The following is a 13,314-nucleotide window of genomic DNA, read 5'->3' as shown; positions in this document are numbered from 1 at the left end:
AGAGGAGATGAAAAGATGCCGACAATTCGAGATGTAGCAAAGGAAGCGGGTGTATCTTCATCTACTGTTTCACGTTATCTAAATAAAAACGGGTATGTGAGTGAAGAGGCAAAAAAGTCGATTCACGCAGCAATCGAATTACTGCGTTATCGACCTAATGAAATGGCACGTTCACTTGCGACGAAAAAAAGCCAAATGGTGGCTTTGCTTGTGCCAGATATTACGAATCCTTTTTTTACAGAGTTAGCAAAAGAAATTGAAGAACAAGCCTATCAATACGGCTTTACAATGATTCTTTGTAATATTGGAAATGAACATGAAAAAGAAAAACAAATCATTGAACAATTGCAACAGCAGTATATTGCAGGATTATTTATTGCGACAAAGCAAATAGAAGCGAGTTACTATGAAAAGTTGCAAATTCCCATGGTCGCTGTAGACCGCGTTTTATCAGAGAAGATTCCGACAATCAAGACGGATCACTTCCTCGGAGGTCAAATAGCTTGCCAACACTTGATGGCTTGTGGTGTAGACAATGTACTATGTATTCGAGCATCGAGTGAAGAGGATGTTGCAAATGAACGAATAGCAGGCTTTTATTCTTGCGCACAAACATTACAAATTGAAGAAGTGATTAGTGCATATGAAGTGGAAGCGACAAAAATTTTGGTGCTTGAAAAACTACAAAATCGAACATATGAAGCAATCTTTGCAAGTAGCGATGCAATGGCAATTGACACGTTAAAAGCGATTCAACAAATGAATTTACGTATTCCAGAAGATATTCAGTTGATTGGTTATGATGGTATTCGCATGACAGAATGGACGACACCTACGATTACAACGGTTGCACAACAAATTACGCAAATTGGACAAAGAGCTGTTCGCTGTTTATGGAAGCAAATGCAAAATGAAGACATTCTAGAACGTCACCAACTTGTAGCACCTATTTTAATAAAAAGAAATTCAACTAAAGGAGAATAAATATGATAACAGTCATTGGTAGTATTAATATGGATATTGTTGTAGAAACAAATCTATTTCCGAAACAAGGAGAAACCGTTTTAGGGGAGAGTTTTCACACTGTTCCAGGAGGTAAAGGAGCAAATCAAGCGGTGGCAGCGGCTCGATTAGGTGCGCATGTACATATGGTAGGTGCACTAGGTAATGATGCTTTTGGACAAGTGTTACGAAACTTATTAAAAGTAGAAAGCGTACAAGATCAGTTTGTAGAGACGACATCCACTGCTACAGGAATTGCCAATATTATTTTATTCGAACAAGACAATCGAATTATTGTAGTACCTGGTGCAAATCACGATGTTACAAAGGAGTCAATTGATGCAGCGCGTGAGCAAATTGCCAAGAGTGAGTTAGTCATTATGCAATTAGAAATTCCACAAGAAACGGTAGAATACGCACTTGATGTGTGCCAAGAATTAGGTGTAAAAGTACTGTTAAATCCAGCGCCAGCAGAGAATTTTAAAGAAGAGTGGATGGACCGTGTCGCATACTTCACGCCAAATGAAACAGAATGTGCAGATATTTTTAAAGACGATGTAGAAAATGCGCTTGAACGTTATCCAAATCGTCTGATTGTGACACTAGGAGCAGATGGTGCACGTTACTATGATGGTGAAAAACATGTGATTGTGAAAGGTTTTAAAACAGTACCAAAGGATACAACAGGTGCGGGGGATACATTTAATGGTGCTTTTGCTTATGCTCTAACTACAGGTGTAGGAATCACAGAAGCGGTTAAATTTGCGAATATCGCTGCTTCTTTATCTGTTGAAAAGTTTGGCGCACAAGGCGGTATGCCAAAGGTGGAAGCAGTGCAAGCCCGCTTAAAAGAAGCAAGATAGATGAGAAGTGATGAGGATTAACCTCGTCACTTTTTTATATTAAAAAATAAAATCTATATTCTTATGATAATAAAGTTATAATATTTTGTTGAATCTTTTGTTATATAATAATTGTCAGAGGTGATGATAAATGGAATACAAAAAAGTTTGTTTAATTAAGAAAATTATACTATTTTTAATGCTAGGAGTAATAACGTTGTCAGCCTTCGCTACAACAGCAAGTGCAGAGTTAAATGATGATTCAGCACATAACGCAAAATATAAGTGTACGTTAGTCATTGATAAACAAACAAACGATACAACATATGCTAAATGGGGCGTGAATTATAAAAAAGGCAAAACATTTAAATATGCTCTTGGTAAAGGTGAGGTTTGTGTTCAAGGGAAACAAGGTGCTGTAAAGGGATATTATTATAAAGATAAATATGAACATTATGGAAATGTTGTAGCAATTTATAATAATTTTGTTAAGTACTCAGGTGAAAAAACGTACTTACCATCTTTGGGTTTAAAAATTAACGGGAAAAAAGTAGATGGTTTTATCTTAACCTCATACATTACGGATTCAGCTGCTAAAATCACAGGCAAGAAAATGCATGTAGTTTATACGCAAAATTTGCGCTCTAAACCAGCAGTTTCAAGTAAGAAATTGAAGAAGGTTTATCAAGACAAAAGCGTTGTGAAGGTGAAGAAAGTAAGTGGTTCATGGGCTTATGTTTACTCTTACTCCACAAAATCATACGGTTGGATGCCACGTAAGTATTTAATCAGCAGTTTCACAGCTAATCGCATTGTTGAGAAAACAGTGAAGCCGAAAGTTGAATACGTGGAGAGCAATAGTATTCCAGTAGGAGAGAAAAAAATATGGCAAAAAGGAAAATCAAGTAAATATACGTATATTTATAAAGATAAATATTCAAATGGAAAACTATTAAGTTCGAAATTATATAAAAAACATATTGATGTTGAAGGATATTCAACAATTTATAAATTAGGAGTTGAATAGAATATGAATAAACTACTAACTACACTCGTATTATTCGGGTGTAGTTTTTTTCTGTGGTCACAAAGTGTTCTAGCTGTAATTCCAAAAGAAGAACGCGAAACACATTATGATATACAATGTAATATTACAATTGACGCAAATCGACATGATTATGCTCAAAAAAATAATTTGAGATGATTTATCGTTTGAGCTTATTAATACGAAAAAAACACAAACCATGCAATTTCATGTTCATACCTTTTACTTCAGTGTTATAATGTACGTTGAAACTTTTGAAAAAGAGAGGAGTCAACAATCAAATGCAAAATGAACAAATGAGGCTCCAAGCGTGGGTTGAAAGTGGGCAAGTTGCTGTACCACAGTTATTTTTTAAGCATTATAAAAATCTTTCATTAACAGATGAAGAAGCATTGTTGTTACTACAACTTCATTCCTTTATAGAGCAAGGTGTTGATTTCCCGTCACATACTGATTTAGCACAACGAATGAATGTAAAAGAACAACAAATTATGTTTTGTCTACAAGGGCTTTTACAAAAAGGTTTGATTCAAATCGAACAAAAGACAAACCAGGATCATATTTTATATGAAAAAATAAATTTATTTCCACTTTGGATGCGTCTATTAGATTGCGAACAAAATACGCAACAGCAAATCGAAGTGAGTCAGGAACAAATGGAGGAAGGGCAGTTATTCCAAATGTTTGAGCAGGAGCTAGGTCGTCTATTATCACCGATTGAGATTGAAACGATTTCGATGTGGATTGATCAAGATGGACATACACCTGATTTAATTCGTCAAGCTTTAAAAGAAGCCGTACTAAGTGATAAAGTAAGTTTGAAATATATGGATCGTATTCTTTTTGAATGGAAAAAGAAAAATATTACAACGACGAAAGCGGCTTTGCGACACGCAAAAGAGTATCGTGAACATACAATTAAAACACCGACTAGAATCGATGAAGATGTACAGCCAGTCGTGAAAAAAGCGCCGTTTTATAATTGGTTAGAGGAGAGAGAATAGCGATGTTAACAAAAAAACAATGGCTTGAATGTTTGGATAAAATGGACGACATGTATCCAGATGCACATTGTGAATTAGTGCATGAAAATCCATTTGAATTAACAATAGCGACGTTATTATCTGCACAATGTACGGATGTTTTAGTAAATAAAGTGACGAAAACATTATTTCAGAAATATAAAAAACCAGAAGATTATTTAGCTGTGCCTCTAGAAGAACTAGAACAAGATATCCGTTCTATTGGTTTATATCGTGCAAAAGCTAAAAATATTCAAAAGTTATGTCAGCGATTACTAGAGGTATATAATGGAGAAATTCCAGACCAGAGAGAAGAACTGGTGACATTGCCAGGTGTTGGACGAAAAACAGCGAATGTTGTATTGTCTGTTGCGTTTGGAGTTCCAGCAATGGCTGTAGATACACATGTAGAGCGTGTAACCAAACGACTTGGTTTATGTCGTTGGAAAGATAGTGTGTTACAAGTCGAAGAAACGATTATGAAAAAAACACCGATTGAACGTTGGAATAAAGCGCATCATCAACTTATATTCTTTGGACGTTATCATTGTAAATCGCAACGTCCAGGTTGTCATGCATGTCCATTATTTGATGTGTGTCGAGAAGGTCAAAAACGTTTTAAAAAGGGGTTAGTGGAACAATGATTCAATGCAATCAAGAAAAAATTCAAAAAGAACAAGTGGATACATGGTTCAATGAATGGAAGTCACTAGCCGAAAAGATTCATGAAGCACATGATCGACGTGATCACTCAGCAGGAGATTATATGGAACAAGGCATTAACCTATATGAAATGTTCATTTTACAAGCTTCGAATCAAACACATTTTGATGAAAAAGAAGAATATGAAATTTTGCCAATTAATGCAGGAGAGCGATTAGCTTTTATTAAAAGGAGACCTGGACAATACGCATGTTATCGTCAATTAGATGAATTATTTCAGGAAACGAAAAAGCGCTGTGCACGTTTACGCTTAAAGAAATAGATGAGCGATTAAAACTTCGACAAATCATAATTTGTCGAAGTTTTTGTATATACAAAAAGAGAATGAGATAAAACATTTCATTTTCTTTTTTAGCGTTCGCAACGAAAAACCGGAACCGCGCCACAGCGCGATTCCGGTTTTTATTATGCTCATATGAGACGGTGTTTTTACACATATGTCTCAGGCTCTTTTGTTTAGATATTAATTTCCGTTACCTTGATCATTTTCAGTGGCTGGTTCATCTGTTTCGGGTTGGTCAGGTTCAGTAGGTTTTTCAGGTTTAGTTGTATTTCCGTTATTGTTATCATTCTGATTTCCATTGCTGTTATTCCCATTGTTTCCATTATTATTCCCGTTATTATTGTCATTCTGATTGTCACCTTGGTTATCACCAGGTTGATTTGTTTCAGGCTGATCGGTTTCAGGTGTTTCACCAGGTTGGTCTGTTTCAGGTTGATCTGGCTCATCTACTGCTGGCTCTTCTGGTTCTTCAGCAATTTTTACAGTAGCAGAAGCACTAGCACTTTCTTTGCCATCCACAATTGCTACAACACTAAAGGTTAGAGAAGTAGCGCCTCCAGGAACACGATAAGAAGCTTTTGTATCGCCTGTTGTTGTAATGGTTTTGCCATCTACAGACACACGATATTTAGCACCATCTGTATCACTTTTATTCCAAGATAAAGATACCGTTTTTGAATCTGCATCATACGTTGCACTTAAACCTGTTGGAGCAGAAACTTTCTCATCTTTTTCTTCTTCTTTTTCCACAGGTGCTTGTGTGCCACGAACATATAACTCAGAACCTGAAGAGATAACAGAGCTTGGTTGTTTAAAGTTCGGTGTATTTTTACCTGCAGAAATTTGACTCATAATGATACGGAATAAATTTTGAGCTAGTTGTCGTTCTTGAGGGGATACAATCCCTTGTTTACGACTAGAATAGCCTGTCCATACAGACATCGAGTAGCGCGTTGTGTAGCCAGAGAACCATGAATCTGGTACAGCATTACTTGGTAATCCGTATTCTTGTAACTGTTCACTTGTGTAGTTAGTTGTCCCTGTTTTACCCGCGATATCTAGTCCTGGTACAGCTGCAGCACCACCAGATGCACCAGATTTTGAACTTACAACGTCACGCATCATATCTGTTAGCATATAAGCTGTATAGTCACTCATTGCAGCTTGTGGTTCAGGTGTATATGTTTTCGCTGTGTTACCATCGCGGTAAACAATCTTTTTAATTGAATAGGCTTTTGTGTAAATTCCGTTATTTCCAAATGAAGCATAGATTGCTGACATATCGATTGGTGAAAGATTTACTGAACCACCACCGATTGCATCAGATTCATATAAATCATCAGGTTTTAAGCCAAAACCACTAATGAATTCTTTTACTTTAGAAGTACCTACTTCTTTAAAGGCTTTAATCGCTGGGATATTACGTGAGTTGTATAGTGCTTCACGCATCGTTAATGCACCTTTAAACTGGTTATCGTAGTTGTTGATTGCTTGTGATGTTCCAGAGTAGTTCATTGGTTCATCGACAAGTGTATGGCCTGTACTCCATTTTAAATATTCAATCGCTGGACCGTAATCCATGATTGGTTTCATTGTTGAACCAGGTTGACGTGTTTTCAGAGCTTGTGCATAGTTGAAGCCACGTTCTGGACCGTAATCACGAGAACCGCCAACTGCAGCGATAGCTCCTGTTTCCGTATCAACAACCGAAATCCCTGTTTGAATATCTTTTGTTGGGAAGTTTGCATCATTGTTAATTGTTTTCTCAACAACTTTTTGTGCCTCAGGATCAAGTGTTGTATAAATACTAATACCATCTTCTAGCGCTTTTTCATCGCCGTTTTCAGCTAATTCTTTTAATACGACATCGATGAAGGCATCATATTTTGAACTATTGTTCGCAATACGTTTGCTCTCTGGAAGTAGCCCTTGTTTTACACTAACTTTCATTGCAGCTTCCATTTCATCTTTTGTAATTTTTTTATTGTTATACATTAATTTTAAAACGGTATTACGACGTTTTTCAGCTAAGTCTGGATTTTTAAATGCATTATAGTTATTTGGTGATTGTGGCATACCAGCTAATAAAGCCATCTGTGGTAATGTTAATTGATCAATATCTTTACCGTAGAAATACTTAGCTGCTGTACCAAAACCATAAATACGTCCACTCATTAATACTTTATTAAAGTACATTTCAAAAATTTCATCTTTTGTGTACTCACGTTCTAATTGAAGTGATAAATACGCTTCTTGTGCTTTACGTTTAATCGTTTTTCCGTTATTAAAGAATGAGTTTTTAATAACCTGTTGTGTAATTGTACTCGCACCTTGTGAACCAAAACCATCGCGGAAATTGGCTAGTACAGCTCCACCTAAACGGTAAAAGTCAATACCATGATGGTCGTAAAAACGCGCATCTTCTGTAGAAAGAATCGCATCTTGCATTTGTTTCGGGATATCTTCAAACTTTACATGTTCTCGTTCTTCCGTTCCCATTGTATAGAATTCTTTTCCGTTCTTATCGTAGAACTTCGAAGATACAGGATCTTTTAATGTTTCTTCATCTAATTTAGGTGCTGTTGCTGCATAATAAGCAAACAAGCCCCCGCCTAGTAGTAATCCAATTACACCTAAAGCCACAACAGCTAATACAATTCGTTTTAGCCATGACTTTTTAGGCTTTGCTGATTTCACTTTTTTAGAAGATGAACGACCTCTACTTTTTCTTTGTTCATTTTCTAATCGTTTTCGTTCTTCTCGTGAATTATATCGTCTATTATCCACAAAAATCTCCTCTCTTTCTCACTTCCTATTATAAAGGAAGTAAAACTGTTACAGCCTTTAAATAATCAAGCTGTGGACTGTAACTTTCTTTTATTTCAATTGCATCTTGTTCGAAAACATCGAATGGAATCGATTTACGCCCACCTTTTTCCATCTCTGCCCATGCAGCGTTCAAAATAGAAAATGGCAATACAAAAGATCGATTTAAAATGGAAAAGCGAATGAGTAAAAAACAAATCCCACCTTGAGCTGTTGCTGCACGCATATGCGTCACTTGGTGTAGATGCACATTTTTCAGCGGGAAAGATGTTTTATTTTTTGTTTCTTTCGCATCAAAATCGATATAATGACCTTTATATACACCATTATAATCCGTTGTAGAAGGGGTTCTGAAATAAGCTTCACGTATTACAGCAGCGCTTCTCGACGGATATTCTACATTGACGATTTGAATAGGAACAGGTTTCTTATGGATGACTGCTTCTTTAACGGTTAAATAATAAGCATTTGCTTCATCAATCATATCTTCTAATGTTTTCCCACGATTACTAAAAGTTAGGTCTTTTTTGACTTGTTTTTTAGAAGATGCTTTCTTTTCTGTCGCAGGTACATATTTTTTGCCATTAGGATATCGAATCGCCAAAAGATTCACCTCGTTCTTTACAAACATTGAGAAGTTCACAATGCGTAAATTTAAAACACTACCCAAAGATAGTAGCAATAACAAGCATATTTTGCAAATGGTAAAGTGAGATAAATGAACGAAAAAGGAATGTTCGTTCGCCTACGTTAGTAGTGTAAAGCGTATGAATTTGTTAAAATAGAAAGAAGATGCGAGAAGGAGATAAAACAAATGCTAAAAGAATTAACAACAACACTTTATTTAGAGTGTGATCGAAGCTATGAACGTTTTATGAATATACGCGAACAACAGCAAGATGCTGATTTTTATACAGAAGTAAAGCCTTATGCAGATGAAGTCCATGCAAAGCTAAAAAAGTGGAAGGAGTTATCTAAACAATTTATAGAAACAAATCATCCAAAGTATTTACATATGTCGCAAGTTGAACATGCGAGTGATGCAATGGAACAATTTGTCGTTCAATCTTTTTATGTGAAAACGAGTAAAAAAAGATTCATTCAATCGATTCAATCGACGAAATTTACATTTGAAACGTATTTGCGCACATTGGAGGAGGTGCAACATGATTCGAGAAAGAAAGACAGTTAAAGAACTAATTGAACAATGGCAGTCTGATCCGAAGATGCAAAATCGTGTACAACATGTGCGTGTCTTACCAGAACGACCAGCAAGCTATGCGACATTTCCTAAACAATTACATCCATCTATAAAAAAAGCGCTGCAATCAAGAGGGATTGAACAGCTCTATACCCATCAACGTGAGGCTTTCGATTATGCAAAGGAAGGAAAGTCTTTTACAGCTGTCACACCAACAGCTTCAGGAAAGTCGCTTTGTTATCATTTACCTGTGTTACAACGAATCTTGGAAGACTCAAAAACACGCGCGCTTTACTTGTTTCCAACGAAAGCATTAGCACAAGACCAAAAGTCAGAAATGAATGCGATGATTGAAGCAATGGATGAAGAAATTTTGAGTTACACATATGATGGGGATACATCACCAGGTATTCGTCAAAAGGTGAGAAAAGCAGGGCAAATCGTCATGACGAATCCAGACATGTTGCATTCGGGGATTTTACCGCATCATACAAAATGGGTTTCGCTTTTTGAAAACCTTCAATTTATTGTCATTGATGAACTACACACGTATAAAGGGGTATTCGGTTCGCACGTTGCGCATGTACTAAGGCGATTAAAGCGAATTTGTGATTATTATGGAAGTAACCCAATCTTTATTTGCACTTCCGCAACAATTCAAAATCCAAAAGAATTAGCAGAGAATCTCACGAATACAAAACATCAGCTGATTGCGAATAATGGTGCACCAGCTGGAAAGAAAACATTCCTATTCTATAACCCACCAATTGTTAACGAGACATTCGGTGTTAGACGAAGTGCGATTTTAGAAGTAAAGGATTTAGCACGTAAATTATATGAATCTGAAATTCAAACAATTATTTTTGCAAAAAGTCGTGTACGTGTGGAGATGCTTGTAACGTATTTAAAATCATTAACAGCACAAAATATTCAAGATGAATCCGTGCGGGGTTATCGAGGTGGCTACTTACCTTCTGAGAGACGGAAGATTGAAAAAGGACTGCGAGACGGGACAATCCAAACGGTTATCTCGACGAATGCACTGGAACTAGGTGTTGATATTGGTCAATTACAGGCATGTATTATGACAGGGTATCCAGGGAATATTGCAAGTGCTTGGCAACAGGCAGGACGAGCAGGGCGTAGACAGGACGATGCACTCATTATTTATGTGGCACAGTCAACAGCGCTCGACCAATATATTATTCAACACCCAGATTATTTACTCGGTAATAAACCAGAAGAAGCGCGTGTGTATCCAGAGAATATGCTGATTTTAATGGATCATTTAAAATGTGCGGCATTTGAATTACCTTTTAAACAAGGGGAAAACTATGCAGAATTTGATGTAGATGATTTATTGGAATATTTAGCTGAGGAGAAAATTTTACTAAAGACAACCGATACATGGCACTGGATGACAGACAGATTCCCAGCGCATGATATTAGTTTACGCTCGGCATCACAAGAAAATGTTGTGATTATTGATCAAACGATAAAAGGGAATACAACAGTAATTGGTGAGATGGACCGCTATAGTGCGATGACATTATTACATGAAGAAGCCATCTATATACACCAAGGTACACAATATCAAGTTGAAAAGCTTGATTGGGAAGAAAAGAAAGCCTATGTAACAGAAGTGGATGTAAATTATTTTACAGATGCGAATTTAGCAGTAGAATTAAAAGTCATTTCAGAAGATCGCGTGCGTCAGCTAGGAAAAGCAAATGTAACATTTGGTGATTTAATGACATTAGCGAATGCAACCATCTTTAAGAAAATTCGATTTAATACACATGATAATATTGGTTCAGGTCCAATTCATCTACCTCCAGAAGAATTGCATACATCAGGCACATGGTTACATTTCAAACAGCCAGATGATTGGACAGACGATGATTTAAATAGTGCGATGCTAGGTGTTGCCTACGCAATGAATAGCTTTATTCCACTGTATATTCAGTCAGACCGTTCGGACGTACATGTTGTACCACAAGTGAAAGCTATTCATAATGGTGAACCAACTTTCTTCATTTATGATCGTTATCCAGGCGGTATTGGACTGAGTGAGCGTATTTATGATTTATGGGAACAATTAATTCGACATGTGTATGAACATGTCGAGGGATGTTCATGTCAAATTGGCTGTCCAGCATGTATTGGTGCTCAAGATCAAACGGGAAATACAAAAGATCAAGTACTTCATTTTTTACAATCATTTTTATTAGAGGAATTGATGGACGATGTCTTACGAGAAGAAGATTTTGCAAATGAAGCAAATGTTAAAAAAGGGTACGAAAACAGCGAAGACTGAAAAAACACCTTATCAAAAACCTCTTCCGCCTTTTTATACAGAAAAGTGGGAGAAAGCTGGTTTAAGTCGGATTGAAAATGATTTTGGTACGGTTTTTTTACGAGAAACACATTATGCGTTTAATCACCAGCATGGTAAGTATCGGCTTGGCCAATTTTATGAAGCACTTGAAGCGTGGGAAGTCTATGAACAAGAACATCCTTTAAAAATGACATCAGATGAAAAAATCATATTTTATGACACAGAAACAACCGGTTTGAAAGGTGTTGGAACACATATCTTTTTAAATGGGTTACTTGAAGAAACTTCTGATGGGTTTGTGCTGAAACAATATATACTTGCAGACCCAGCAAATGAAGTGGCTTTTTTATTCGAATCGAAGTTTTGGCAAGCAAATCAAACGATTGTGACATATAATGGAAAGAGTTTCGACTGGCCACAATTACAAACGCGTTGGACATTAAATCGAGAACATTTGCCACCATTACGTGAGCATCAGCAAATTGATTTGTTTCACAGTTCAAAACGTATTTGGAAAAACGATTTAAGTCGAATGAAATTGACAACGGTTGAACAACAAAAACTTGGTTTTCAGCGCATTGACGATTTACCAGGTCATTTAGCGCCAATGGTCTATTTAGATGCAGTTCGAAGTGGTGACCATGACATGCTTTTTCAAGTGTTACGTCATAACGAATACGATTTACTATCATTAATTACACTATTTATTCAAGCGACAGAACTCGTATTCTCAGAAGCAAATCAAGAGCACGCAATTGTGCATACGAATATTGGAAAATGGTATTATGACTTAAAACAACTTGATTCAAGTCAGAGCTTATTGGAAAATGTTACAGAAAATTATGCAACAAATGAAGCGGCAGAAGCGTACTATTTATTAGCCATTCAGCAAAAAAAGCAAAAAAAATACGCCGAAGCGGCTGAAAGTTATGAAAAAGCTTTGCCATATTTAGAAGAGCGTCAGTGGATTGAAGCGTCCCTTGGACTCGCAAAATTATATGAACACCAACTACATGATTTAGAAGAAGCCGAAAAACATACGCTCAACGCATTATTTCGAGTAAGACAGTCTTTATTATTTAAAAAAGATGTGCAACAACGAAAAAAAGAAGCGATTGAAAAGCGATTTTTGCGTATTCGAAAAAAACAAGGTATGAAATAGAGAAACCCCCTTATTTATCCATGACTTCAAAGAAGTATATGCTATAATGGAATTACTTATTACAAGTTGAAAGGATTATGATGATGGACATTAAATTATCAGCTAAAAAGATTTTAGATAAAGATTTTAAAACAGGTATTCGAGGATATAGTCAAGATGAGGTCGATCAATTTTTAGATGAAATCATTATGGACTATGAAAACTTTGAAAAAGTATTATTGAAAAAACAAGAAGAAATTAATTTATTAAAACAAGAGCTTGAACAAGCCGAAAGTACAAGAAGAAATTCACCTACAACAGTTGCACCATCTGGTATGGGCGCAACAAATTATGATATCTTAAAGCGCATTGCGAATCTTGAAAAACATGTATTCGGGGATAAATTATATGATTAATGCGTGATTTCCTTAAAAACATAGTTTAAATATTGAATTATGCTGTTTTTGCGCATATAATGTAAATAGCATCAATAAGCGAATGAGTAATCGCTGCAACGCTTTGACGTTGTTGAGGAAAGTCCATGCTCACACGATTCTGAGATGAACGTAGTGTTCGTGCTTCGCGAAATCATAAGCGGAGGTAGCAGCAATGCTAACGGCGAAAGGAAAACCTAAGTTTTCGGATATGGTTGAAACTTTCTGAAAGTGCCACAGTGACGAAGTCGTATAGGAAACTTTACGAGTGGAACGAGGTAAACCCCACGAGTGAGCAACCCAAATTATGGTAGGGGCGTTCTCCTGAAAGAAATGAATGGATGGAGAGATAGGTATGCTTGCATATCTATAGATAGATGATTACTACCCGAGTAGTACGAGGCTTTTAGCTGTTTGAGTACGAAGGGCACAAAACATGGCTTACAGTTCCTTATGA

General features: G+C 36.4%; 13 protein-coding genes and 1 other RNA gene. 12 read left to right on the top strand and 2 right to left on the bottom strand.

The window, feature by feature from the left end; translation table 11 throughout:
• Positions 1-15 precede the first annotated feature (15 nt).
• The 7 genes from ACKVQX_RS00400 (at position 16) to ACKVQX_RS00370 (ending at position 4,896) form a co-directional block, all read left to right on the top strand.
• Complete coding sequence (locus tag ACKVQX_RS00400; RefSeq protein ID WP_325942857.1) at positions 16-984, top strand: LacI family DNA-binding transcriptional regulator; 969 nt, start codon at positions 16-18, stop codon at positions 982-984.
• Between the two features lie 2 nt (positions 985-986).
• A complete protein-coding gene (rbsK, locus tag ACKVQX_RS00395; protein WP_285216061.1) occupies positions 987-1,865 on the top strand; it encodes a ribokinase in 879 nt (292 codons plus the stop codon).
• A 196-nt stretch (positions 1,866-2,061) separates the two neighbouring features.
• Complete coding sequence (locus ACKVQX_RS00390; protein ID WP_409135915.1) at positions 2,062-2,871, top strand: G5 domain-containing protein; 810 nt, start codon at positions 2,062-2,064, stop codon at positions 2,869-2,871.
• A 3-nt stretch (positions 2,872-2,874) separates the two neighbouring features.
• Positions 2,875-3,048, top strand: a complete 174-nt coding sequence (locus ACKVQX_RS00385) for a hypothetical protein (RefSeq protein WP_285216063.1) — start codon at positions 2,875-2,877, stop codon at positions 3,046-3,048.
• Positions 3,049-3,170: 122 nt separating this feature from the next.
• On the top strand, positions 3,171-3,893 hold the full coding sequence (locus tag ACKVQX_RS00380) for a DnaD domain-containing protein (protein ID WP_082701443.1): 723 nt from the start codon (positions 3,171-3,173) through the stop codon (positions 3,891-3,893).
• A gap of 2 nt (positions 3,894-3,895) precedes the next feature.
• Positions 3,896-4,555 carry an endonuclease III gene (nth, locus tag ACKVQX_RS00375; RefSeq protein WP_068454306.1) on the top strand — a complete coding sequence of 220 codons (660 nt, stop codon included), beginning with the start codon at positions 3,896-3,898 and terminating at the stop codon, positions 4,553-4,555.
• Positions 4,552-4,896 (top strand): YpoC family protein, encoded by a 345-nt coding sequence (locus tag ACKVQX_RS00370; protein ID WP_068454303.1) that lies wholly within the window; start codon positions 4,552-4,554, stop codon positions 4,894-4,896. The genes nth and ACKVQX_RS00370 overlap by 4 nt, the downstream gene beginning before the upstream one ends.
• A gap of 201 nt (positions 4,897-5,097) precedes the next feature.
• Here ACKVQX_RS00370 and ACKVQX_RS00365 read toward each other — a convergent pair whose 3' ends face one another.
• Both ACKVQX_RS00365 and recU read right to left on the bottom strand, forming a co-directional pair.
• Positions 5,098-7,704 carry a transglycosylase domain-containing protein gene (locus ACKVQX_RS00365; protein ID WP_121177478.1) on the bottom strand — a complete coding sequence of 869 codons (2,607 nt, stop codon included), beginning with the start codon at positions 7,702-7,704 and terminating at the stop codon, positions 5,098-5,100.
• Between the two features lie 28 nt (positions 7,705-7,732).
• Entirely contained in the window at positions 7,733-8,347 is a 615-nt protein-coding gene (recU, locus tag ACKVQX_RS00360) for a Holliday junction resolvase RecU (protein ID WP_068454296.1), read from the bottom strand.
• A gap of 210 nt (positions 8,348-8,557) precedes the next feature.
• Between recU and ACKVQX_RS00355 the strand changes: the two genes are divergently transcribed.
• The 5 genes from ACKVQX_RS00355 to rnpB all read left to right on the top strand — a co-directional run bounded on the left by ACKVQX_RS00355 (position 8,558) and on the right by rnpB (position 13,306).
• On the top strand, positions 8,558-8,935 hold the full coding sequence (locus tag ACKVQX_RS00355) for a YppE family protein (protein ID WP_068454292.1): 378 nt from the start codon (positions 8,558-8,560) through the stop codon (positions 8,933-8,935).
• The gene (locus ACKVQX_RS00350; protein WP_409135914.1) at positions 8,910-11,261 is read left to right on the top strand and encodes a DEAD/DEAH box helicase; all 2,352 of its coding nucleotides are present in this window, start codon (positions 8,910-8,912) and stop codon (positions 11,259-11,261) included. The genes ACKVQX_RS00355 and ACKVQX_RS00350 overlap by 26 nt, the downstream gene beginning before the upstream one ends.
• On the top strand, positions 11,218-12,444 hold the full coding sequence (locus ACKVQX_RS00345) for a ribonuclease H-like domain-containing protein (protein ID WP_409135913.1): 1,227 nt from the start codon (positions 11,218-11,220) through the stop codon (positions 12,442-12,444). Before ACKVQX_RS00350 ends, ACKVQX_RS00345 begins: the two co-directional genes overlap by 44 nt.
• A 77-nt stretch (positions 12,445-12,521) precedes the next feature.
• Entirely contained in the window at positions 12,522-12,839 is a 318-nt protein-coding gene (gene gpsB / locus ACKVQX_RS00340) for a cell division regulator GpsB (RefSeq protein WP_068454286.1), read from the top strand.
• A gap of 78 nt (positions 12,840-12,917) precedes the next feature.
• Positions 12,918-13,306, top strand: an RNA gene (rnpB, locus tag ACKVQX_RS00335) — RNase P RNA component class B.
• Positions 13,307-13,314: the final 8 nt, after the last annotated feature.

Source organism: Kurthia sp. ISK08 (assembly GCF_046159805.1).
In the GTDB taxonomy this organism is placed as follows: domain Bacteria; phylum Bacillota; class Bacilli; order Bacillales_A; family Planococcaceae; genus Kurthia; species Kurthia gibsonii.
The sequence above is the reverse complement of the archived record's forward strand: the minus strand, read 5'-3'. Positions and strand labels throughout refer to the sequence as shown.

What these genes read in the sequence shown, in the direction of transcription:
- ACKVQX_RS00400 (WP_325942857.1), top strand. Translation starts at nt 16, where the DNA reads ATGCCGACAATTCGAGATGTAGCAAAGGAAGCGGGTGTATCTTCATCT.
- rbsK (WP_285216061.1), top strand. Translation starts at nt 987, where the DNA reads ATGATAACAGTCATTGGTAGTATTAATATGGATATTGTTGTAGAAACA.
- ACKVQX_RS00385 (WP_285216063.1), top strand. Translation starts at nt 2,875, where the DNA reads ATGAATAAACTACTAACTACACTCGTATTATTCGGGTGTAGTTTTTTT.
- ACKVQX_RS00380 (WP_082701443.1), top strand. Translation starts at nt 3,171, where the DNA reads ATGCAAAATGAACAAATGAGGCTCCAAGCGTGGGTTGAAAGTGGGCAA.
- nth (WP_068454306.1), top strand. Translation starts at nt 3,896, where the DNA reads ATGTTAACAAAAAAACAATGGCTTGAATGTTTGGATAAAATGGACGAC.
- ACKVQX_RS00370 (WP_068454303.1), top strand. Translation starts at nt 4,552, where the DNA reads ATGATTCAATGCAATCAAGAAAAAATTCAAAAAGAACAAGTGGATACA.
- ACKVQX_RS00355 (WP_068454292.1), top strand. Translation starts at nt 8,558, where the DNA reads ATGCTAAAAGAATTAACAACAACACTTTATTTAGAGTGTGATCGAAGC.
- ACKVQX_RS00350 (WP_409135914.1), top strand. Translation starts at nt 8,910, where the DNA reads ATGATTCGAGAAAGAAAGACAGTTAAAGAACTAATTGAACAATGGCAG.
- ACKVQX_RS00345 (WP_409135913.1), top strand. Translation starts at nt 11,218, where the DNA reads ATGAAGCAAATGTTAAAAAAGGGTACGAAAACAGCGAAGACTGAAAAA.
- gpsB (WP_068454286.1), top strand. Translation starts at nt 12,522, where the DNA reads ATGATGATGGACATTAAATTATCAGCTAAAAAGATTTTAGATAAAGAT.